Origin of the sequence: Streptomyces griseochromogenes (assembly GCF_001542625.1) — a bacterium.
GTDB lineage: Bacteria > Actinomycetota > Actinomycetes > Streptomycetales > Streptomycetaceae > Streptomyces > Streptomyces griseochromogenes.
The window spans coordinates 5,360,909-5,382,140 of sequence record NZ_CP016279.1 but is presented as its reverse complement, the minus strand read 5'-3'; the positions used below and the strand labels follow the sequence as shown (position 1 = coordinate 5,382,140).

General features: G+C 69.9%; 20 protein-coding genes and 1 pseudogene. 12 read left to right on the top strand and 9 right to left on the bottom strand.

Translation table 11 applies throughout. The annotated features are described in order from the left end of the window. The first annotated feature begins 217 nt into the window (after window positions 1-217). From AVL59_RS22920 to AVL59_RS22905, 4 genes are all read left to right on the top strand, one after another. A complete protein-coding gene (locus AVL59_RS22920; protein ID WP_208870429.1) occupies window positions 218-649 on the top strand; it encodes a helix-turn-helix domain-containing protein in 432 nt (143 codons plus the stop codon). Window positions 650-720: 71 nt separating this feature from the next. After that, window positions 721-1,248, top strand: coding sequence for a hypothetical protein (locus AVL59_RS52415; protein WP_067307513.1), 528 nt, complete (start codon window positions 721-723; stop codon window positions 1,246-1,248). Between the two features lie 7 nt (window positions 1,249-1,255). Then, complete coding sequence (locus tag AVL59_RS22910) at window positions 1,256-2,506, top strand: MAB_1171c family putative transporter (RefSeq protein WP_067307510.1); 1,251 nt, start codon at window positions 1,256-1,258, stop codon at window positions 2,504-2,506. Next, window positions 2,503-3,690: a cytochrome P450 family protein gene (locus AVL59_RS22905; RefSeq protein WP_067307507.1), complete on the top strand. Its 1,188-nt coding sequence runs from the start codon at window positions 2,503-2,505 to the stop codon at window positions 3,688-3,690. The genes AVL59_RS22910 and AVL59_RS22905 overlap by 4 nt, the downstream gene beginning before the upstream one ends. Before the next feature lie 97 nt (window positions 3,691-3,787). On the opposite strand, the pseudogene AVL59_RS48935 reads toward AVL59_RS22905, so the two are convergent. After that, a pseudogene (locus tag AVL59_RS48935) lies at window positions 3,788-4,037 on the bottom strand (nucleotidyltransferase family protein); the annotation flags it as partial. Between AVL59_RS48935 and AVL59_RS22900 the strand changes: the two are divergent. Continuing rightward, complete coding sequence (locus AVL59_RS22900) at window positions 3,968-4,294, top strand: hypothetical protein (protein WP_067307504.1); 327 nt, start codon at window positions 3,968-3,970, stop codon at window positions 4,292-4,294. The pseudogene AVL59_RS48935 and the gene AVL59_RS22900 sit on opposite strands and share 70 nt — an antisense overlap. Before the next feature lie 55 nt (window positions 4,295-4,349). Then, a complete protein-coding gene (locus tag AVL59_RS56545) occupies window positions 4,350-4,580 on the top strand; it encodes a transposase (protein WP_067307502.1) in 231 nt (76 codons plus the stop codon). A gap of 404 nt (window positions 4,581-4,984) precedes the next feature. Here the strand turns inward: AVL59_RS56545 and AVL59_RS22890 are convergent, their stop codons facing one another. Continuing rightward, on the bottom strand, window positions 4,985-5,173 hold the full coding sequence (locus tag AVL59_RS22890) for a hypothetical protein (protein ID WP_067307499.1): 189 nt from the start codon (window positions 5,171-5,173) through the stop codon (window positions 4,985-4,987). A gap of 341 nt (window positions 5,174-5,514) precedes the next feature. Between AVL59_RS22890 and AVL59_RS22885 the strand changes: the two genes are divergently transcribed. From AVL59_RS22885 to AVL59_RS22875, 3 genes are all read left to right on the top strand, one after another. Next, on the top strand, window positions 5,515-9,348 hold the full coding sequence (locus AVL59_RS22885; protein WP_067307496.1) for an nSTAND1 domain-containing NTPase: 3,834 nt from the start codon (window positions 5,515-5,517) through the stop codon (window positions 9,346-9,348). A 163-nt stretch (window positions 9,349-9,511) separates the two neighbouring features. Beyond that, window positions 9,512-10,582, top strand: a complete 1,071-nt coding sequence (locus tag AVL59_RS22880) for a site-specific integrase (RefSeq protein ID WP_237281618.1) — start codon at window positions 9,512-9,514, stop codon at window positions 10,580-10,582. A gap of 475 nt (window positions 10,583-11,057) precedes the next feature. Then, window positions 11,058-12,788 carry a DDE-type integrase/transposase/recombinase gene (locus AVL59_RS22875; protein ID WP_067307494.1) on the top strand — a complete coding sequence of 577 codons (1,731 nt, stop codon included), beginning with the start codon at window positions 11,058-11,060 and terminating at the stop codon, window positions 12,786-12,788. Here the strand turns inward: AVL59_RS22875 and AVL59_RS22870 are convergent. The 6 genes from AVL59_RS22870 to tap form a co-directional block, all read right to left on the bottom strand. Then, on the bottom strand, window positions 12,715-13,023 hold the full coding sequence (locus AVL59_RS22870; protein WP_067307492.1) for a hypothetical protein: 309 nt from the start codon (window positions 13,021-13,023) through the stop codon (window positions 12,715-12,717). The genes AVL59_RS22875 and AVL59_RS22870 overlap by 74 nt on opposite strands. Before the next feature lie 206 nt (window positions 13,024-13,229). Continuing rightward, the gene (locus AVL59_RS22865) at window positions 13,230-13,427 is read right to left on the bottom strand and encodes a hypothetical protein (protein WP_067307489.1); all 198 of its coding nucleotides are present in this window, start codon (window positions 13,425-13,427) and stop codon (window positions 13,230-13,232) included. A 104-nt stretch (window positions 13,428-13,531) separates the two neighbouring features. Next, window positions 13,532-14,245: a hypothetical protein gene (locus AVL59_RS22860; RefSeq protein WP_308281961.1), complete on the bottom strand. Its 714-nt coding sequence runs from the start codon at window positions 14,243-14,245 to the stop codon at window positions 13,532-13,534. Continuing rightward, window positions 14,242-14,766, bottom strand: coding sequence for an RNA polymerase sigma factor (locus AVL59_RS22855; RefSeq protein WP_067307487.1), 525 nt, complete (start codon window positions 14,764-14,766; stop codon window positions 14,242-14,244). The genes AVL59_RS22860 and AVL59_RS22855 overlap by 4 nt, the downstream gene beginning before the upstream one ends. Before the next feature lie 486 nt (window positions 14,767-15,252). Next, complete coding sequence (tpg, locus tag AVL59_RS22850) at window positions 15,253-15,810, bottom strand: telomere-protecting terminal protein Tpg (RefSeq protein WP_067307485.1); 558 nt, start codon at window positions 15,808-15,810, stop codon at window positions 15,253-15,255. Between the two features lie 9 nt (window positions 15,811-15,819). Further along, window positions 15,820-18,039 (bottom strand): telomere-associated protein Tap, encoded by a 2,220-nt coding sequence (gene tap / locus AVL59_RS22845; RefSeq protein ID WP_067307482.1) that lies wholly within the window; start codon window positions 18,037-18,039, stop codon window positions 15,820-15,822. Between the two features lie 251 nt (window positions 18,040-18,290). On the opposite strand from tap, the gene AVL59_RS22840 reads away from it, so the two are divergent. After that, window positions 18,291-18,692, top strand: coding sequence for a restriction system modified-DNA reader domain-containing protein (locus AVL59_RS22840; RefSeq protein ID WP_067307479.1), 402 nt, complete (start codon window positions 18,291-18,293; stop codon window positions 18,690-18,692). A gap of 95 nt (window positions 18,693-18,787) precedes the next feature. Then, complete coding sequence (locus AVL59_RS22835) at window positions 18,788-20,617, top strand: zeta toxin family protein (RefSeq protein WP_237281617.1); 1,830 nt, start codon at window positions 18,788-18,790, stop codon at window positions 20,615-20,617. Here the strand turns inward: AVL59_RS22835 and AVL59_RS22830 are convergent. Beyond that, window positions 20,575-20,859 (bottom strand): hypothetical protein, encoded by a 285-nt coding sequence (locus AVL59_RS22830; protein WP_159400024.1) that lies wholly within the window; start codon window positions 20,857-20,859, stop codon window positions 20,575-20,577. The genes AVL59_RS22835 and AVL59_RS22830 overlap by 43 nt on opposite strands. Before the next feature lie 59 nt (window positions 20,860-20,918). Between AVL59_RS22830 and AVL59_RS52410 the strand changes: the two genes are divergently transcribed. Next, window positions 20,919-21,209, top strand: a complete 291-nt coding sequence (locus tag AVL59_RS52410) for a hypothetical protein (protein WP_159400023.1) — start codon at window positions 20,919-20,921, stop codon at window positions 21,207-21,209. Window positions 21,210-21,232 lie beyond the last annotated feature (23 nt).

The window sequence follows — 21,232 nt, the reverse complement described above, 5'->3', positions numbered from 1 at the left end:
GTAGTCAACTGTTGTGATGCCCGCGTGTCGCGAGCATCTGTCGTCAGTTGACTCAAATTAGCTGGCTTGCGCGCGGTCCGGCCAAGTGAGGGGAAGATAGGCTGGCTTGCGTCGCATGCCTCGCATGCCTGAAGACCGAACGGGTGGTGGAATGGTGGAGCAGGGTGCCGCTGGCACTGGCGAGCCAGCCGGAAACGGGGGGCGGACGAATACGTTCATGGGTCGGCTCAACCGGCTGTTCGAGACTGTCCATCCCTCAGGACGGGGCCCATGGAGCAATGCCGAGGTCGCTCGCTCCCTCGGACTCTCCGAGACCTACATCGGCTATCTCCGTAAGGGCGTACGGGACAACCCAACGCTGGCGCACATGCAGGCGCTCGCCGACTTCTTCGGTGTCCCGGTCGCCTACTTTGTTGACGATGAGCAAGGGGAGGAGGTCCGGCAAGACCTTGAACTGCTCTCCAAGCTCAAAGACGTAGGCGTGCGCCAGATCGCGCTGCGCACCATCGCGGACATGTCAGAGAGCAACGTCGAGTCGATCCTCCCTGTCCTGCAGCGTCTGGCCGAGACACAGGCCGAGAATCAAGCCACTCCTAGGCGGAGGATGCAGCCACGTGCGCGCAAGGGCACCAGTCCCGGCGCCCTATGATCACCAGACCAAAAATACCTGTTGCTTTCGTATCGTGGCGTTGGCCGGGCGGTCATCCGATTGGTGAGGGCATGAACGACAAGGAGCTGCGCCGGTACTGCGCCTTAGTGGTGCAGAAGCTGGAGATACCCGAACGGGCAGACGTGAACGCCCTCTGCGACCGTCTGGAAGACCTTCGAGACCGCCCCATCTCGCTCCTTGAGGTGGCTATGCCGACAGGATCTGGCCGTCCTTGCGGGCTGTGGGTGGCGACCGATGAGGAGGACTACATCCTCTATCAGAAGTACACGACCCAGGCGCACCAGCAGCACATCGTCCGTCACGAACTCGGGCACATGGTCTGCGGCCACGAGGCGGCGCCGGTGATGCCTGACGAGGTTGTTCGGCTCCTCATGCCCACCCTCAGACCAGAGCTGGTGCGCAGCGTGCTCGGCCGCACGCAGTACAGCAACGAGGAAGAGAAGGCAGCCGAGTTGGTTGCGTCTCTAATGCCCGTGGAGGCAGTGGCGACTGGCCACCGCCTGTCAGAAAACCTCGCGCCCGGGATGGCCAACCTCATCACTCACCTGGGCCGCTCACTCGAGCGCCCTGACAAGTAGGGCTGACGTGCTGCGCTTCAACCTCGTCTACGGCGTCCTGGCAGTGATCTCCTGGAGTGCGTTCTTCTACAAACTCCGCGATCTCATCAAGTCCCCCCGGAACCGCGAGCTGCAGCTCATATGCGGGGCGATAGCCTTGTACGCTATTCCGTTCGTTATCGCATCGCCTTGGATCTACGTCCGTGTCGACACGGTGCTGGGCGTAACCAACATCACCACCCTCTTCGTCTACTGTTCGGTTGCCCTCTGCGAGGCGTCTTTCCTCGCACTCCTGGTGAGCTGGTCCTCTGCGCAGAACCGCATCCAACTCTGGCACCGGCTCTTGATCGCCTACGCCGTCGTGTCTGTCGCCGCCATGGTCACCCTTTTCAGCCTCGGCAATGTAAGCGATGGCGAGCACCACGTCGACTTCGACGTCCATTACGCCCAGGCCCCCTATATCAGCGAGTTCCTGCTGGTCTACGCGCTTTTGTACGTGGTGGGCATGTTCGGCCTGGCCTTCATGTGCCGGCGCTGCGCCAAAGTCGTAACCGATCGGCCCTGGCTGCGCCGGGGCCTGAGGACCGCAGCGGTCGGCGGCTTCATCGGCGGCTCCGGCTACGGAGTGACCAAGTTTGCGTCCTTGACCTGGGACATACTTGGCACGTCCCCTCTGCACTGGGCCAGTGTCAACGTCGCGCCCATGTGCGCCAGCGTCTCCGCCTGGCTCCTCACCGTCGGCCTCACGATGCCCGTCTGGGGCGTAGGGCTGGACCGCCTGCGCGAACGTATATCGCTGTACCGAGCCTACCGGCGCATGAGCCCTCTGTGGGCAGAACTCACCCGCGTCTACCCCGAGGTCGTGCTCTTCCCAGACATCCACCACGCCAGCCCGCTCCAGGCGCTGCGCGACGAGGACCCGCACTTCCTCGTCAACCGCACCATCATTGAGATCCGCGACAGCCAGCTTGCCCTTCGCCCCCACTACGACCCCCAAGTCGCCAACGCTGCGCGCGAACTGTGCACCGCCCGCGGTATGGGCGGCGACGAGGTTGAGGCCATTGCGGAAGCCGCGCAGATCAAGGCCGCCCTCCGAGCCCGAGCATCTGGGCACGATCGGCATCACGGCGCGGACATCCCACACGATCCGGCAGCGGGCGACATGAAATTCGAACGGGAATGGCTCGGCCGCGTCGCAGATGCCTTCCACGGCTCCAGCCTTGCCGAACAGGCGACCACAGTCATGCAGGCCGTCAATCAGGGAGCAGCACGACCATGACTTTTGCATCACTGCCGGCCACCTTGTTCGGCGACGACCTTGTAGCCGACCCTCACAGCATATACGCCCAGCTGCGGGACGCCGACCCCGTCCATCGCACCGTTACCCCCGACGGGGCCCCCGTGTGGGTCGTCACCCGCTACGAGGACGTCCGTGCCGTCCTGGCTGATCCTCGGCTCTCGCTGAATAAGAGCAACGCACAGACGCCTGACGGCTACCAGTCATCCATGCCTCCAGAGCTGGACGCCCATCTACTCAACATGGACCCGCCCGACCACACACGCCTGCGCCGCCTTGTCGCCAAGGCATTCACCCCGCGACGCGTCGAAGCCCTCCGCGACCGTGTCCAGACCATGACCGGCGGTCTTCTCGCCACGATGGCCGGCCCGCGTGTGGACCTCATGCAGGCCCTGGCCGTCCCGCTTCCAATGGGCGTCATCTGCGAGCTACTCGGCGTCCCGGAGGAAGACCGCCGTGACTTCCGGTCCTGGACAGACACTCTTCTCTCGGCGGCAGCCACAACAACGGACTCACGGGCCGCGATGCGGCAGATGCACAAGTACCTGACCGACATCATCCAGGACAAACGCAGCCGCCCAGCCGACGACCTTCTCTCAGCGCTCATCCATGCTCGCGACGACCGCGACTCGCTCACCGAGCCCGAACTCCTCTCCCTCGCCTTCCTGCTACTGTTCGCTGGCTACAACAACGCCACTTATCTCATCGGCAACACAGCGCTAGGCTTGATGCTCGACCCGAAACTGCTGAAGGCAGTGCAAGACGACACCGTCCCAATCCGCGCAGTGATCGAAGAGAGCCTGCGCTGGAACTCTCCCTCCCCCTTGGGAGTACGCCGCTTCGCCCTCGAAGACGTGGCCATCGGCGGCACCGTCATCCCGGCCGGCAGCCGAGTCTGGGTCTCCATCGCCTCCGCGAACCGTGACGAGACAAAATTCCCGTCGCCCGAGACCTTCGACCCGCACCGCACCACAGCCCACCTGGCCTTCGGCCACGGCATTCACTACTGCCTCGGTGCACCCCTCGCTCGGATGGAAGCCGAGATCGCGATTCCAGCCCTCGTTCGGCGGTTCCCGACCCTGCGGCTGGACATACCCGAGAACGGACCGGACTGGCTGCACTCATTCCGCAAGCGCGGCCTGAAGACTCTCCCGGTGACATGCTGAACGCCGACCGGAAGTCCTGGCCGTGGTCACCTACGGTCGTTGAGTCTGCCGCCCTGGATCCGCGGTCGAGGTCTGAAGTCGCCGTGATGTCCGTGGGCGGCCAGTCCAGCACGGTCAGCTCGGACCACTCCTCCTGCCACCGTGCTGCCATGGCCTCATAAACGGACCGCGGGGCGAGCACCGGGTGCGGCCGGAGAACGAGGTTGAACACGTCCGACAGCCCATGGGGCGCATAGACACGCCAGCGCCCGTCCGTCCACACGTACTCCCAGACAGCATGTCGTTGCGGCGAAGCGGTCGGTCGCCGCCTCGGCGGAGTCATACGGCGGACACAGGACACCGAACTTGGTGCACAGGGCAGCGCTTCGCCGCCTACCGCGCGCTGCTCGGCGACGCCTTCGACGGGCGCGTCCTCCCGGACAGCGCCGCCAGCCCGGCCCCACCTCCCTTCTTCGCCGACCTGGTCGGCACCCCGCACAGCGTCGTCACCGCCCATCTCGACGACAAGGCTGGCCACCCCACGGTCCGGGCCCGCGACGAGATCCTCGTCTTCCTCACCGACCGCCTGCACCCGCACCGGAACCGACCGCTGACCGCCACCTGACCGGGCCCCAATCGGCAGCGTCTAGATATCTTCCGATCATCGGATTGTTGGTCCGATGGTGAGGTGTGGGGAGACTTCTGACGCCGCGTGGGCGGTGATCGCGCCGTGGCTGCCGCCCGTGGGCCGGGCTCGCGGCCAAAGGCGGGATCACCGCCAGGTCCTCGAGGGCATCATGTTCAAGTTCCGCACCGACCTGCCCTGGAGAGGTTTGCCCGAGCGGTTCAGACTCTGGCAGACCGTCCACGGACGGTTCGCCCGCTGGGCCGCCCCTTCGACCGCCTCCTAGCCGCAGCTCGGACGAAGGCGGAGGTGGACTGGCTGATCGCCGCCGGCCGGGCCAAAGGCCTTCCTCGACGGCGTGTACCACCCTCCTGGCCGTGGTGAATCCGAACCAGCGGGCACAACGATGCCGTGCCAAAAGCTCGCGGGCTCACCCGAGACCGAGTCGGCTGAGCGCGGTGGTCCAGTCGGTGACGATGGCCTGCTGCGCCACGGCCACCCCCTCTGACGAGACACCGTCCGTCAGCTCTCCCGTCCGCCGTCATGCGGGCGAGCCCGTGGACGAACTTCACCGTCGAGGGCTTCAAGTGCTCGGCCTGTGCTTCGCGGGAGGCATGGCGGGCGAGCGTCAGCACTGGCGCGGGGGATGTCATGATCGGGCCGGGCGCGACCGCCGTACGCCCGCGCGGTTCAGTGGTCCCGCATCCACCAGGTGACTCCGGCGATCAGCGCCGAGCCCGTCGCGGCGGCCATCCCGCGCACCAGCCCGAACACGGCCACCCGGCTCAGGCGCCGGATGGTGTCGGGCTCGGTCCGGCGGCCGCCAGTCCCGCCGCCGACGGCCTCGTTCTCGGCCGGGCCGATCGTCTCGTCGTTCATCGTGATCCCTCCGTCGGTGCGGTTGTTCGGAGTTGTGGCAAGTTCGCCGGTTCGGGAATGCGCGGTGCCGGTTCGGGCCGAACCGGCATCTCTTGTCCGCTGAGAGGCTTAGGCTCCACGTGCTACGGGGTGAGGGGGCAGCGCGTGGGTGTGGGGACGCCGGCCGGCCGGTACGTGGTGAGCGGCGGGGTGGGACCGGCCTCGGCCAGGCTGCCCGACAGCGGGGGCCGAAGTCCCGGACTGCGGCCGAACCCGGAATTCCCGGGTGAACACGCAGGTCAAGGGGCGTATCAGGGCGGCGGATCCGGAGTGCGCCGGAACTGCGGTCACCGGGAGCCTCGATGACTTCGGCCGCCACGGGGCACGAGGCAGCACAGGAGCAGCGGGTCCGGCTGGGGCGGCGACTGCGTGAGCTGCGCGGCGAAGCGGGTCTGACGCAGGAGTCGTTGTCCCTGCGGATCGGGTCGGCCTCGCAGACGCTCTCCGACCTCGAACTCGGCCGGGGCAGGAGGCTTCCCGCCCGCGCGTTGTTCGACAAGTACGTCAAGGCCTGTCTGAGTGAACTGAAGACCGGCCGGAAGACGAAGCAGGATTGGTGGGAGGGCCTGCTGGGCGACTACCTGCTCCTGGGCAACCTGCTGACCCGACCGGCCGATCAGGCCGGCGTCATTGCGCCGGAAGCGCCGGACGACACGTGCCCGTATCCGGGGCTGAGGGCGTTCACCGAGGACATGGCGAGGTGGTTCTTCGGCCGTACGGCGCAGGTCGACGAGCTGCTCCGGCTGGTGAGAACGCGCCTCGACGGGGGCGCGCCCATTTTCGTCACGGGCGCCTCGGGAGCGGGCAAGTCCTCGCTGCTGAGCGCCGGGCTGTCGCCCGCGCTGCGTCGAGGGCAGTCGGCGAAGGACGCTGCGGGTGCCCCGACGGTCGTGCGCATCACGCCCGGGCCCAACCCCCTGACGGCGCTGGAGCAGTCGTCGGCGACAGCGGAAGAAGACGGTCCCGGGCCGGCGGTGCTGCTCGTCGACCAGTTCGAGGAGGTCTTCACGCAGTGCACCGATCAGGAGGAACGCCATGCCTTCGCGGCCCGGCTCGTCGCTTTGGCCGCCGGCGGCGAGGGGATCCAACGGCCGACCCCGGTGGTGCTGGCGGTGCGCGCGGACTTCCTGCACCGCTGCATCGCCGTACCCGGACTGTCCGGGGCGATGAGCAAGGGCGGTCTCGTACTCGGGCCGATGACCGAACCGGAACTGCGGCAGGCCATCGTCGGACCGGCTCGCACCGCGGGTCTGGAACTCGAACCCGGCCTCGTCGAGACGCTCCTGCGCGACCTCGGCGTCCAGGGTGGCCGTCATGACGCGGGAGCACTCCCCCTGCTGGCGCACACCTTGCAGGCCACCTGGGCGCAGGGCGACGGACGCCGTATGACGCTGGCGGGCTATCAGGCGTCCGGGGGGATCCGGGACGCGGTGGCCAACACCGCCCAGGGCGTGTACGACGCCCTCGACCCCGAGGAGCGGCAAGCCGCACGCCGGCTGCTGCTGAGACTGGTCACCGTGGACGAGGGCGGTGAGGCCGTCCGCCGCAGGGTGGGTGAGGACGAACTCGCCCACGAGGGCGGTCCCTCGCGAGTGGCGCTCCAACGTCTGGTGGACCAACGGCTTGTCACCGCCGACGACGGGGTCGTCCAAATCACCCACGAAGCGCTCGTGCGCGCCTGGGACCTGTTACGCGCATGGCTGGTCGAGGACCGTAACTGGCTGCGCCTGCGCCGCGACCTCACGGCCGCCGCGGAGGCTTGGCAGGCACTCGGGCGCGATCCCGGCAGCCTGTACCGGGGACACCGGCTGGCCAGGGCCGTGGACATGGCGCAGGCGCGGCGGAGCGACCTCAACCCGCTGGAGTCCGAGTTCCTGGACCGGAGCGCGGCTGCGGCGGAGTCCGAGATCGAAGCGGCGGCGGCCGAAGCCGAGGCAACGCGCCGGAGCAACCGTCGGCTGAGGCGTCTTTCAGCGGCTCTCGTCCTGCTGGTCGTCGTGTCCCTGGGCGCCACGCTGCTCGCGGGCCGACAGTGGCAGATGGCGGAAACGGAACGCAAGGCGGCCGACGACAAGAGCCGCATCGCCATCGCCGACGGCCTCGCCGCTCAGTCGCGCGCACTGCTGCGCACCCGGCCCGGGCTGGCCGGTCTTCTCGCCCTGGCCGGACTGCGGTACGAGGCGAACGGCGCGACCACCGCCGGCGCGCAGGGCGCGCTGGCGGTCCCCATGTACCCGGTACGGCCGTTGGCCGGCAACGCAGGAACGCTCACGGCGGTGGCGTTCAGTCCCGACGGACGGACGCTGGCCACCGGCGGGACGGACACAAAGGTCCGGCTCTGGCGTGCCGACGGCGGCGGCACGCCTGTCGTCCTGTCGGGGCACACCGGCGCGGTCGCCGCCGTGGCGTTCGGCCCCGACGGCCGGACCCTCGCCTCGGGCTCCGCCGACGGTTCCGTCCGCGTCTGGGACGTACGCACCGGCACGGCGGCCGTCCGGCTCCCCGCTCAGGCGGGCGCGGTCACCGCGGTGGCGTTCAGCCCCGACGGCACGAAACTGGCCACCGGTTTGGAGGACGGCACCGCGCGACTGTGGAACGGGCGTACGGGCCGGGCGCTCGCCACCTTCACCGGCCACACCGGGAGGGTGAGCGGGGTGGCGTTCAGCCCCGACGGCCGCACGCTGCTGACCGGCAGCTGGGACGACACCGCCCGGCTGTGGAACCTGCACTCCCACCGTTCGGTCGGCGTCCTGCGCGGTCACAGGGGTGAGGTCTACGCGGTGGCGTTCGGCCCCGACGGCACGACAGCCGCCACGGGTTCCGCCGATGGGACGGCGCGCCTGTGGGACGTGCGCACCCGGCGCGGTACGGCAACTCTGCGGGGTCATACGCGCGTCGTGGCCTCGGTGGCGTTCAGCCCCGACGGCCGCACGCTGCTGACCGGCAGCTGGGACGACACCGCCCGGCTGTGGAACCTGCACTCCCACCGTTCGGTCGGCGTCCTGGACGGGCATGTGGGCCACGTCAACTCGGTGGCCTTCCGGCCGGACGGGAGGGCCGCGGCCACGGCCTCCTCGGACGGCACCGTACGCCTGTGGGGCACCACCGCTCAGAGCGCTACCGAAGTACTGACCGGCCATCGCGACTACGTCGACACCGTGGCCTTCGGATCCGACGGCCGCACGCTCGCCACTGGCAGCCGGGACGGCACCACCCGCCTGTGGAACCTGCACTCCCACCGTTCGGTCGGCGTCCTCGACAACCGGGCGGTACCAGTGCTGGCCGTGGCCCTCAACTCCGGCGCGGGCCTGCTCGCGGCAGGTGACCAGGAGGGGCAGACCCGTCTGTGGGACACCCGGACGCACCGTGCCCTCGTCACGCTGCGCGGACACGGCGGCGCGGTGGACGGGGTGGCGTTCAGCCCTGACGGCAGGAGGCTGGCCACCGCCTCCACCGACGGCACCGCACGCCTCTGGGACACCCGCACCCACCGCTGCGTCGGCACGCTCGGGGGGCACAGCGGCTGGGTGGACGCGCTCGCGTTCAGCCCCGACGGCAGAACACTGGCGACCGCCTCCACCGACGGCACCGCACGCCTGTGGGACACCCGCACCCTCCGCGGCACCGCACGGTTCGACAACGCAGACCTGCTGAACGCGGCGGCGTTCAGTCCCGACGGGAAGATGCTGGCGCTCGGCTCCAGCGACGGCACCGCACGCCTGTGGGACATCAAGGCCGGAACCGTCGTCCGCACCGTCACCGGCCACACCAAGGAAGTGACCGCCGTCGCCTTCAGCCCCGACGGAAGGATCGTCGCGACGGCGAGCCGGGACCGTACGACAGTCCTCTTCGACCTCCGCGCAGGCCGCACCCTCGCGACGCTGGGCGACGCGGCAGGCTGGGTCACATCGGTGGCGTTCAGTCCGGACGGCAAGACCCTGGCCACCGGTTCCTTGGACCGTTCCGCCCGGATCACCCCCGTACCCCGGCAGTGGCCGCACGCCCTGTGCCAGCGAGCAGGCCGCAATCTAACCCACGAAGAGTGGACCACCTACGTCGGTGACACCCCGTATCGCCGCCTGTGCCCCGAATACCCGACGGCCCCAACCCACCGCCCCGACCCCGACGAGCAATGAAGCGGGGCTCCGCCCACCGGCGTCCGTAAGGCACCACCGACCGGTGCGCACGGCCCTCCTACTGCGTCCCGGCGCAGTACCCGGTCAGTGCGACCACCCTCGCTCGAAATCCGCAGACCAATCGGTGACGTAGGCAGGTGCGACAGACCCGTTGTGCTGACCGATGGCGCCCGGGCCACGCAGTCTGCCCACGACCTCACAACCTGGTCGGCCTCCCGCGGCTTCCCCTGAACGGCCAACCAAGCAGGTCAACGCCCGCCGCCTGGCCGAGGCCGAGGACCTGGCCGACGCTGTCGCCCAGGAGATCACCCCGGACAACACCCTCGACACCTACACGAAGTCGTGGCGGGTGTGGCAGCGGTTCTGCCGGTCGACCGGCCTGCCGGAACGGGAGGACTCCCGCGGCGCCCTGGTCGCATTCGTGACGTGGAGGCTGCGCGAGGGCCGACAGAACGGTACGGGGTACGCCTCCACTTCGGCCTCCACCCACCTGGCGGCCGCGGTCGTCGGGCTGCGCCAGCGTGGCGTGCAGGTCTCCGGCGATGACCAGGCCGAAGCCCGCGCCGCCCTGGAGGGCCTGACGGTCAAGCTGCTCCAGGCCGGGGAGCAGCGTGGCCGCGGACAGGCGATTGGCGCCGACATCGACGGCCTGCGCGCCGTGATCCGGGCCTGCCCCGACACCCTCACCGGCGCCCGGGACAAGACCCTGGTCCTGACCGGCTTCCACTACGCGAGCAGGTCGCAGGACCCGGCCGGGCTGCTCACCGGCGACGTCACACTGCACCCCCGCGGCCTAGTCGTCGCCGTCCTCACCGGCAAGACCAAGCACAGCGTGCGCAACGCCAAGATCCGCTACGCCGACGACCCCGAGGTCTGCCCGGTGCGGGCCTGGACCGCCTACCGCACCCGCCTCGTCGCCGAACACGCCCAGCGGTGGGCCGACCCGTCGACGCCGGCGTTCGTTGGCATCGACCGCTGGGGCCACGTCACCGGCGGCATGGGACCGGACTCCGTCACCCGCGCCATCAAACGCATCTCCGCCCGGGCCGGCGTGCCCCTCGCCTGGACCGGCCACTCCCTGCGCATCGGCCTGGCCTCCACCGCCCGCCGCGCCGACCGCGACGGCATCGCCATCGCCGACCAGGGCGGCTGGGCCCGCCACTCCCGCTCCATGCTCCGCTACATCCAGATCGACGACGGCTGGGACGACAACGCCGCCGCCGGACTCACGTGACCCGCCCGGGCGGTGCCCGCCAGCCACCGGTGGAGCTCGTCCTGCGCGCGGACGGCAACTTCGGCGGTGCCCAGCGGTGTGCGCGTCCAGGGGCGAACAGCTGGCGACCATAGCCTTGCACGCCCTCACGCAGGGAAGGGCTCCGGTCCGCATCCGCCCTTCGGGCGGTACGGACCGGAGCTGGTCGGGCGCGGCGGCGGTCAGGCGGCCGTCTGCCGCCAGGTGTCCAGGACGGCCTGGACGGCGCTGGAGACTTGAGCCTGCTGGCCGTTGTCCGCCCACAGGTGGACATCATGCTCGCTGAGTGTCACCGTCTGTCCGGTGACGGTGGCGGCGAAGTTGTACTGGCGGGTACGGCGGCCCGAGCCGGAGCGGTAGTCGAAGTGCCCCAGGTGCGTTCTGGGCCGAGGAGAGCGAGCCGCACCCGCAGTTCGATCCGGCTCGCACGACGCTGACGCAGCGCCGTGAGGCGAAGGTGGCCGGGCTGGCCGCCCTGCCGGCCGAGGACGCGAAGTTCCTGGGGCTCGGGCAGGTCGGCGAGCGCACGCTGCGGCGGATGGCGGCCGCGTTCGCGGAGGAAGGTCTGGTGGGCCTGGCTGACGGCCGCTGGACGCGCGAGCTGTCCGGCCACCGGTCGATCATCCCGGAGTTCGCCGAGGCGATCCGGGCGGTGCACGCCGAGTCGCTGCACCGCTCGAAGGTGAGCATGACGACCAGGGAGAGGATGATCCACCAGTACGTCCGGGAGAGGTTCGGGCCCGAGCTGGAGAGGAAGCTGCCGCACCGCACCACGCTGGCGAAGGTGTGGAAGGAGTGGTTCGGCCCGGACGGCGCCCGCCAGCGCTACGTGCGTTCGGCCGCGGCGGTGGAGCCCGGCGGCTCGCCGGTGGTCGTCTCACGGCCGGGGCAGGTGGTGGTGCTCGACACGGCTCCCCTGCCGGTGAAGGTGCTGGACGACGTCTTCGCCGAGCCGATCGCCGTCGACCTGACCCTGGCTCTGGACGCCTTCACGCACTCGCTGGTCGCCTTCTGCCTGACGCCCGGGTCGGATTCCTCGGTGGAGGTGGCGATGCTGCTGCGGGACGTTACGGTGCCGCTGCCGATGCGGCCGGGGTGGGGACCGGAGATGGAGTGGCCCTACCCCGGGGTGCCGGCCGCGCTGGTGGCGGAGTTCGCCGGGCACCCGGTGGCCGGGCGGCCGTTCTTCGCCCCGGAGACGGTGACCACTGATCACGGCAGTGTCTACAAGAACCACCACCTGGTCCAGGTCGCTCGCACGCTCGGGGTGACGGTGCTGCCGGCGCGGGCGATGCGACCGCAGGACAAGGCGTCCTGCGAGCGGGCGTTCGCCGGCATCCAGTCCCTGCTGCTGGAGCTGCTGCTGGGCTATCGCGGGGTGGACGTCGCCGACCGCGGCGCGGACCCGGAGGGCGACGCGGCCTGGACCCTGTCGGAGATGGAGCACCTGCTGGCGACCTGGATCGTCCGGGTCTGTCAGAACCGGAAGCTGGACCAGTACGCGCCGGCCTGGGATCCGGGCGGCCAGCACAGCCCGAACACGCTGTTCGCCGCGGCGGCGGCCCAAGGCGGCGAGCCGCTGCAGATCCCCGAGCCGGAGCTCTACTACCAGCTGCTGCCGGTGCACTTCGTGAAGATCCACCGAAACCGCGGGGTGAAGATCGGCGGGCTTTGGTACTCCGGGCCGGCCCTGCGGCGGGCTGGGGGACCGTCCCGGCGGGGCGGCAGCCACCGCGGGAAGTGGGCGGTCCACCGCGATCCGCGGGACTGCCGCGAGGTGTTCTTCGAGCTCGGCGGCACCAGGCACCCGCTGCGCTGGAAGGGGCTCCCGGACGGAGACGACGTCCCGGCGTTCTCGGATGCCCGGCCCGCGGTCACGGATCGGCGGGACGCTGACCAGCGTGAGGGCGGTGCAGCGCCACGTCGGCCCGGACCGTGCGGGTCCGCTGCTCCAGCGGGACGAACGAGCACTGCGTTACCGCATCGACGACACGCTCGTGGCCGGGCTCAGCAGGGCCTTCGCCATGGCCGACGCCCGCCCCGACCTGCTGCGCGGCGAACCGGCCGAACCGGCCACCTGATCGAGGGACCCGCCAACAGGACCGCTCTGCTGCTCAGTCGGCACGGGCGATCGCATCGAGCCGCCTGTCCAGGCGTGCCAGGTCGGGATGGTCGAGGATCTCCTTGAGGACGCACTGCCGCATCTCGTGGATGTACGCGTCGGTCAGCTCCTGCGGCGTCACCGCAAGTCCCTCCGCCACTCGGGCTGTGGTCGCCTCGTCCAGGCCGTCGGACAGGGCGACGGCCGCCAGGATCAGGATCGTTTTGTGGGTGTCCGGGTCATCGATGTCGTAGCCGGCCAGGCGGCACTGGTGTAGCAGCCAGCTGGCGAACCGACTCCTGCGCAGTTCGTCACGGGACATGGTGGTCTCCCTGGTTGAGTCGGCCCGGCCATGCGACTTGGGCCGGGGGGAGCGTCTGTCGGCATAGGGGCGGCGCCCGGTCTCTGGGGGCATGCCGGTCACTGGTGGGGCCCCGGGCGAGGTGGTTCGCGGGCGCCTCGTCACCCTGATCGGCGACGAGTCGTACGAAAGTTGCGGCGCGTGATGACGCGAGAGGGGGCGACGTCTTACAGGTGCTGCTCCAGCCACCAGAAGGCGAGGCCGGCGAGGCCGGTTCCGATGCCGTAGCACAGGCCGCGCAACAGATGGGTGGCGGCGGTGCGACGACGCCGGCGGATCCATGACAAGGCCTGTGGCACGGTGCCTTTACGCGGGTCCGGGCTGGTCTTGGTGGTCGTGGCGGGGGCCGGGGGCTTACTCTGCATGTGGAAAAGCTCCTTGTGGGGGCTTTGCAGGAGAGCCCGTTGGACGGTCGGTGGCCTAGGAACCTGTGACCTTCCGGTGGGCTCTTCTTGTGTCCGGGGCGGTGTCAGTGCTGGTTGCCGCAGTCCTGCAGCCGGTCGGCGAGTTCACGCTCGGGCAGTACCAGGACGTCGTCGGGCTCGCGGGTGGCGAGCCGTTCGACTTCCTCAGTCAGACGGGGCACCGGTGTGGCGGTGCAGTGGCGACGGACGTATCCGGCGAACTGTTCGACGATGTTGAGGAATTCATCATCGGGGCCGTCGATGTCCTGCTGGAGCTGTTTGCGCCACTGGCGTGCTTCCTTCACCTCTCCCTGCTCCAGGTGGTGCAGGGAGAGGCAGTAGGTGGCGGCCCGGTGCCCTGCGCCGGCGGCCAGCTGCCACCAGAAGCAGGCGCTTTCGGGGTGTCCGGCCAGGTACAGCATGCAGGCGAAGACCTGGGCGCCGTCGACGTCCAGGTCCGCCACCGATACCTCTTTCAGATCGACCGTGTCCTCCTCGCCGATTTCCTCGGCGAGGCGCTGGACATGACCGGCTGCCTGGGGCTGGTTGAGCACCCAGCGGGCAACCACGCAGAGCTGGTGCCCCGCGCGGGGCCCGGGCGGCACATCACCGTTGGCCGGGGCACTTCGGCGCTCGCGCTGGCGGGGAGCGGGGCGAGCGGAGGCCGTGTAGCCGGCCTCGTGGGCCAGACGGCGCAGGCCCGTGCTGACGTCGAAGGAGCGCCGCTCTTCGTGCAACGCCTTCCCTGCCGCCTTGAGACGTTCTTCCACACTGCTCACGCGCGATCCCCTTCCTTCTTCAGGTATGACGAGACGGCCCGTTGCAGGCGGTCCTTGCCCTTGCGGCCGTGGTAGTCGACCGTGCTGGGGGTGACGCCCATGTACCAGCTGATCTTCTTCGTGTCGTACGATAGGACGTGCCGGAGCACGATGACGTCGAACTGGCGCGGCGGCAGACTGGACATCGCCTCGAACAGGCCGATGTCGCTGTGCAGGAGGGCCAGCTTCTTGCGGAAGTTCTCCAGCGTCTGCGATATGACGACCCGGCGCAGGATCGTCCAGGCCTGCTGCTGAAGGTTGCTTTCCCCAAGCAGGGCGTTCCAGTGGTTCAGGATCTCCAGGAAGGCGCGGTGGACAGCCTCTTCCGCGCAGTCGTTGGTGCCAAGGTAGAACAGGGCGTACTCGTGGAACGGCTCCTGGGTGGCCACGTAAAGGGCCTCGAACTCCAGGGGCAGCGGGAGTACCGCGTCGGCGTCGGCGACGGGGCCGCCGCTGTCCTCCGCGCGCACGTCTTCGGTCATGAGTCCTCTTCGTTGAGGGCTGGGTTTGGAGAGCGGGTTCAACCCGGTTGATCCCGCCCGCTGGTGAGGACTACTCAAGCGGCCGAAGGGGCCGAACACGCATGCTCCCGGCAGCGAAAATTACTCAGTGAACACCATCAAGCGCTGTAAGTGATCCCGGCGATGTGGCCCATGTGCCATGAACTGCCCTTTTGTGCCGCACCCCCGGGGGCGCACGCCCCGCGCAGTGCGCCCCCTTGTGGCGCACCTCACTGCACACTGTTGGCAGGTTCACGCCCTTTGGTGACACGAACGGGTGACATCTACCCGAAACACCCGCCGGAGGGAACGTTTTCTCGCCACGTCGGCGAGTATCCGGCGCGTCAAGAACGGCCGAACCACGGCACCTCGCACCGAACGGAACGGAAAACGGAAACGGGCCGCGTGGACAGGCGAGCGAGCCCGACCCAACAGGTCCGGGCTCGCAGGCTGTTCGGGGTGCCGCTGCTACAGATCGAACTCCAGGTGCTCGATGTCCGTGAAGCGGACCTCCTCCAGCTGGCCGGCGCGGCGGCCGTTGTCCTGGAAGTACACCTCCTTGAGCGCTTCGGCCGCGATCTCCCGCAGACGCTGCTCGGTAGCGCCCTGCTCCTGGGCCTCGAAGAGACGGGCGGCGTAGCGAGGCGGGAGCGCCACAGTGAGATGACGGAGGCGGTCCTCGTCAGTGGAGCCGATCGGTGCGGTGTAGCCGACCCGGGCGCGAGTGTCGATGACGATGCCGCCGGTGGTCGCCGCTGTCTGCCGGGCCTTGGCGCGGATCTGTGGCTGCCACCGTTTCTTCACTTCGCGTTCCAGGCGGGCGGCGAGGTCTGGGCGGGGCTTCTTGATCTGGTCCTTCACGTACCGTTCGACGGTGCGCTGGGAGACCCGCAGCAGCTGGGCGACCGGCTTGGTGCCCTTGAGCTGCTTGACCAGGTAGCGCATCTGGGCGCCCGCGCTCTTGGGCGCCGGGCGGGTGAACGCCTTCTGCACCGCGGTGTCCAGGCCGTCCCCGAACAGGCTCATCGCCCTCTCCTACTCTCCGTTGTCGACGTCGGTGACGGTGCCGTCCTTGATGTAGCGGGCGAGGTTGAGTTCCGGGGCGTTGAATCGCTCGCGGACCTCCTCACCCCACAGCACAGACTGGGTGCCCTCGTGCTTGACCAGGCCCGGGTTGATGCCGAGCTTGAAGCCGCCCGGCAGCGGCTTGCCCTCCCGGTACGGCAGGAAGTCCAGCGGCGAGGGCCCGTTGGCCGCGTAAACGACGCAGTCGGACAGGATCGCGACCGGGTACTGCCCGGTGAACGCTGCGTGCTTGACGATCTTGCGGTGCAGGTTGATCCGGGTGCGGGAGATGACCGCCGCCCGGATGTCGGGCCGCCACGTCGGGCGGGACAGGGCGCGCCACGGCTCGCCCGGCCGCCAGCCCTCGCCCCGGGGCCGCTCGCGCAGCTTCCCCAGGCCGCCCTTGACCGTCGCCTTGATCGCCGAGACGACGATCGCCAGTTCCGGGTCGCGGCCCTTGTAGCCGTCCATCGCCGCGAGGAAGTCCTCCGGCGACAGGTCGGCGTCGACGCCGAGGTCGGACATCGTGGCGAGGTAGGCGCCCCGCAGCCGGTTGTACCAGCCGTCCAGGTAGCGGCCGTTCTCCCGCCGCACCCACGCTTCGGTCGGGCGCACCTCGTAGCCGAGCTCCACCGCGTAGGCCACGGTCGGCGTCGCGTACCAGGCTGGCCCCTCGGGCCGGTCGCCCTTCGGCGTGAACGGGCTGGGCAGCAGGCTGCCGTCCAGCTCCACCCACTCCTTGCCGACCTTCACGCGGGACAGGTCGACGTGGCTCAGGTCGACCAGCCACGAGCCGGGCAGCTTCGCGTCGAAGACCGGGTTCGTGACGTGCGTGGGCGCTCCGAGGCCGACGTTCAGGCCGTTGGCGCCGGCCGCGAAGGCCATGTTGACGTCGATGCCGACCAGGTGCCGCAGGGTGCACTCGGCATCGGTCATCGGCCGTGCCCAGTCGTACGCTTCCTCGAACAGCTTCTCCGCCGGGCCGCGCACGTGGAAGCGCGGCAGGTCCTTGAGGAGGGGGTGGCCGTCGGGGGCCTCGCACGGCGCAGGGTCGACCGGGTCCTTGCCCAGCGAGCCGGGGTTGTGCTCGGAGTGCCGCTTGCCGTCGGCGTCCGGCTCGGAGGCGCGGGTCGCCGGGTGCAGGGCGGTCATCAGCTCCAGGCCGGTCACGGCGGTCGATCCGCGCGGCGTCATCACCCGCGAGGCGTACACGCCCAGGACGCGGGCGAGTTCGGCTGGCTGGAGCTGCCCGGCCTCGCCCCAGTGCCGGGTGTCCAGCGCGTTCCACGACGGGATGCACAGCTGCACGCAGGCCCGCTCCGAACCCTGCGCAGGACGGTAGATCCGCGCCCACGGCCCGAAGCCGCGCTTGGTCAGCTTCCACTGCGCACGGGCCAGTTGCTTGATGACCTTGTGGCCCTCCGGCAGACGCCCGGCGAGCCGCTCCTCCTCCGTGAGCGTCGTCGGCAGGCCGTAGCGCTCCAGCGCGGCCTCGGTGAGCACGAGCAGCGGGTCAGCGTCCTTGCCCGGACCGGCGGGCTTCGGCTGACCGAGCTTCGCCTCCTTGAGCGTCCAGTCCACCAGGGACGGAAGTGACTTGGCAGGCACGTCCAGGACCAGGCCTCCGGTGCAGTACGCCAGCACCTTGCCGTCGGCGTCGACGTCCAGGACCGCCAGTGGGCCGTTTTCGAACCGCGAGTCGGTGCCGCCTGCCGGGGTGTTGGCCGGGGCCGCCTTCCGCGCGCCGGGCTTTTCGGCGAACGCCCGGTCAATGGCATCGTCCGGAACCGCTGGCATATCAGTTACCGGGGTGGGAGCGGGCGTAAGGCCTTCGACAACTTGGTCTATCAGAGCGTCCGGCACCGTCGGCATTTCACCTGCCGGGTCGGGCGCGCCGGTGAACGTGTCGGGTACCGGGGCGGCCGGCTCTTCCGGCGCTGCGGGGGCGGGGTAGAGCTCCGCGAGCTGCCGCAGCAGGCGTGCGTACGCCTCACGCTCGGGGCCGCGCGGCTCGGTCGGCTTCGTGAGCGACTCCCAGCCGGACACGGTGGCTCGCCGCACCTTCAGCGCGCCGGCAACTTCGTCCAGCGTCAGGCCGTGCGCGGTGCGCAGCCGCTTGCGCTCCGCCGCCGGCGGCAACGGAGAGCGGGATGCGACCAGAGCGTCGACCGCGTCGAACAACTCGGACATGGAACACCTCCTGACCCACATTCTATCCCATGAACCGTACGAATCGCGTACATTCACCGTACGCATGACGTATAAGCCAGGGTTGCGTTCGGGGTTTGAGGCAACTTTGACGTTGCGTGTCCCTACGCCTCCGGGTCAGAAGCTCTGCTGAGCTGCTGAAAAGTGGAGTTGACGCGAGTTGCTCATGCTGCTTAAAATCGAAGTGGAAGTCAGCTAAACGGGCCCTTGGGCCACTGATGGCAGGAGACCGCATGGCCACGCTCAGCATCCACTTCGACCCCGCCGTCATCGCCCGGCTCACGAGCGCGAGCGGCGACGACACCATCCACGTCACCCTGTCCCTCGGGGGCGGATCCGCCCCCGAGACGGCGGCGCCCGTCGTCCCCCACGGGCCGCTGGCCGCGCTGATGCAGGCCGGGCTGCTGAAGCCGGACACGGTCCTCACCTTCCACCAGCGCCGCGCCAACCGGTCGGGCCGCGCTGTCGTGACCGCGGACGGCCAGCTCATCGTCGACGGCCACTCCTCTGCGTTCCCCTCCCCGTCGAAGGCAGCGGAAGCCGTCACGGGCAACGTCATCAACGGCTGGACCCTGTGGCACACGCCCGACGGATCCACCCTGGACCAGCTGCGCCAGAAGCTGGACACCGAGTAGCCGGCCCCTGGCCGTTCCGGCCCGCGCGGCGTCGCGCGGGCCGGAACGGCACACCGGATCGGACGGAAGAGCTCGCACGCGGCCGGGAGACGTTGGTGGAGAAGTACGGCGAGCTGCTCGCCGATGTGATCATGCCGAAGCTGACGGCGGGCGCGGTCCCCCAGGAGCGCCCGGTGGCGGTGTTCGTGGCCGGGCAGACAGGCAGCGGCAAGACGCTCGTGATGGACCTCGTGCACGCCGCCCTCGAACAGCGCGGCGGCGCGGTGCGGGTGGACCGGGACACCTACAAGACTGTCCACCCACACTACGCCGCCTTCCTGGCGGAGGACGTACGGACGGCCGGGGTGCGGGTGCGGCCGGAGACCTACCGCTGGCAGGCCGAGGTCGAAGCCCACGCCCGCGGCTGCCGGTACGACGTGGTGGTGGAGGAAGCCCTGGCCGACCCGGCCGGGTGGCTGGCCACGCTGGCCGCCTACCGCACGGCCGGCTACCGGATCGAGGTCGTGGCCCTGGCCGTACCGGAAGCCGTTTCCCAACTGGGTGTCCTGGACCGGTACCTGCGGCTCGCCGAGGAGGGCCGGGCCCGGTACGTAGGGTGGGACAACCACGATGCGTGCGCGGCCGCGCTGCCCGCCGTTCTCGCGGACCTCGAGGCCGGGCGCCTGGCCGACAAAGTCGTCGTCGTCCGGCGCGCCGGCGAAGTCCTGTACGCCAACGAACTCACGCCCCCAGGCCACTGGCGCCACCCGGTCGGTGCACGCGAGGTGCTGCTGGCTGAGCGGTTACGCCCGTGGAGCGCGGCGGAGACCGGCGTCTTCCGCCGCCAGCTCGCCGAGGCCGACCGGCGTGCGCACGATCCGTGGCTGCCCGAGGACTGGTCGCTGGCCGTACGGCGCGACGCCGAACGCGCGGCTGCTCTCGCCGAGCCGCTGCGGCGCACCGCCCAGATCCGGCGCCAGGCTCCCGGCACCGACTACCACCGGCTCTCCGCCGAGGAGCACCGCTGGATCTTCGACGTGCTGATCGCCCCGTCTCTTCTGGAGGGCATCACGCCGCAGGAGCGGCCGGTCGCGGTGTACGTGATGGGCCAGCCCGGCTCCGGCAAGACCCGCCTGGCCCCGATGGTGCGCCGGGCCCTGCGCGGACGGCCCACCCAGATCAGCGGGGACGACTTCAAGGCGGCCCACCCGGACTACCTGACCCTGCTGCGCGAGGAGCCACGGACAGCCGGCGAACGGATCCGGGCGGACTACCGCGCCTGGCAGGCCATGGCCGAAGCGCGCGTCAGGGAGCGTCGCGGGGATGTGGTCATCGAGATCACCCCGGGCGGCGCGGCCTCGTTCGTGGAGGGCGCGATGCTCTACCGGAGCGCGGGCTACCGGGTGGAACTGGTAGCTCTGGCCGTACGGGCAGCGGACTCCCGGCAGGGCACCGCCGAGCGCTGCGCCCAGGTGAACAGACTCGGCGGGCACGGCCGGTTCACCACTACATACGGACACGACAAACACTTCGACGCGCTCGCCCAGGCCGTGGCGGCAGCCGAGGAGACACGCGTGGCCGACTCGGTGATGGTGTGGCGGCGCGACGGCACCGTCCTGTACCGCAACGCCCTCACCCCCGAGGGAGCCTGGACACGGCGGGCGGGCGCAGCCGACGCCCTGCTGGCTGAACAGACCCGGCCCTACACCGTCCAGGAGGCGACGCGGTTCTGGTCTGTTCAGCGCCGGCTGCGGGCCATGCTGCCGCAATACCGCCGGGACGTGGAGGCGATCTCCGTCCTGGCGCGGCCGCTGATGCCCCCGCAGTTACGGCCGCGGCGGCTTCCCGGCCCCGCCCCGGTCGCCACCCTGCCCGCGGTCCGCGAGGTGCACAGGCGCAGCGGCTATGAACCGGTTGCCTTCAGCTGCTCCAGTCGGGCCGCGTAGAGGGCGCCGATCCGCGCCGTCTCCTGTGCGGTGGCGTCCCGCAGCCGGTCCTGGTCCCGGACGCACGCGTCGTGTTCAGCGAGCAGTTGCTTCAGCCGCGCAGGGTCGGAGGCGGTACAGCGCGCGGCGAGGATCTCCTGCCGGTACCAGGCCAGCACCTCCCCCACGATGTCCGCGGTGGCCTCCCGGCTCACCGCGTGGGCCGGCTCGGGCTCGTCAGGGGAGGGGAGTTGTTCGGGCACGAGCACCAACCTCTTCGAGGGAAATCAAGGCCGCCGGGCTTCCCTTCCTCCACCGGTTCGTGGAACTCGCGACCGCCTTCCACCACGCCGTCCGCGGCGAACACCAGGACCTGGCCGCCACCATCGGCCGCCTGCGCGAACTCACGGTCAGCGGCGACTTCGCGTACTTCGTCGACGTCGCCCACTTCATGGCTGGCCTGCCCCTGCCGGGGCCCTCGGCCATCCGCTGGACCGAGAGAGAAGAACACGTCCGTTGGTCCGCCTGGCTTCGTCGGTGTAAGGCGGCTCTGGCCCACTTGTTGTGGCCACTTACGCTGAGTGACCATCGATCTTCTCGTGCTGGTGGTTGAGGTCGCCCGCAAATCGCCCGGCC

Coding starts and splice junctions, on each gene's coding strand:
- tpg (WP_067307485.1), bottom strand. CDS start 15,810: ATGAGCCTGTTCGGGGACGGCCTGGACACCGCGGTGCAGAAGGCGTTC.
- AVL59_RS22920 (WP_208870429.1), top strand. CDS start 218: ATGGGTCGGCTCAACCGGCTGTTCGAGACTGTCCATCCCTCAGGACGG.
- AVL59_RS22905 (WP_067307507.1), top strand. CDS start 2,503: ATGACTTTTGCATCACTGCCGGCCACCTTGTTCGGCGACGACCTTGTA.
- AVL59_RS22900 (WP_067307504.1), top strand. CDS start 3,968: ATGTCGTTGCGGCGAAGCGGTCGGTCGCCGCCTCGGCGGAGTCATACG.
- AVL59_RS56545 (WP_067307502.1), top strand. CDS start 4,350: ATGGTGAGGTGTGGGGAGACTTCTGACGCCGCGTGGGCGGTGATCGCG.
- AVL59_RS22885 (WP_067307496.1), top strand. CDS start 5,515: ATGACTTCGGCCGCCACGGGGCACGAGGCAGCACAGGAGCAGCGGGTC.
- AVL59_RS52415 (WP_067307513.1), top strand. CDS start 721: ATGAACGACAAGGAGCTGCGCCGGTACTGCGCCTTAGTGGTGCAGAAG.
- AVL59_RS22890 (WP_067307499.1), bottom strand. CDS start 5,173: ATGAACGACGAGACGATCGGCCCGGCCGAGAACGAGGCCGTCGGCGGC.
- tap (WP_067307482.1), bottom strand. CDS start 18,039: ATGTCCGAGTTGTTCGACGCGGTCGACGCTCTGGTCGCATCCCGCTCT.
- AVL59_RS22870 (WP_067307492.1), bottom strand. CDS start 13,023: ATGTCCCGTGACGAACTGCGCAGGAGTCGGTTCGCCAGCTGGCTGCTA.
- AVL59_RS22840 (WP_067307479.1), top strand. CDS start 18,291: ATGGCCACGCTCAGCATCCACTTCGACCCCGCCGTCATCGCCCGGCTC.
- AVL59_RS22865 (WP_067307489.1), bottom strand. CDS start 13,427: ATGCAGAGTAAGCCCCCGGCCCCCGCCACGACCACCAAGACCAGCCCG.
- AVL59_RS22880 (WP_237281618.1), top strand. CDS start 9,512: ATGGCGCCCGGGCCACGCAGTCTGCCCACGACCTCACAACCTGGTCGG.
- AVL59_RS22855 (WP_067307487.1), bottom strand. CDS start 14,766: ATGACCGAAGACGTGCGCGCGGAGGACAGCGGCGGCCCCGTCGCCGAC.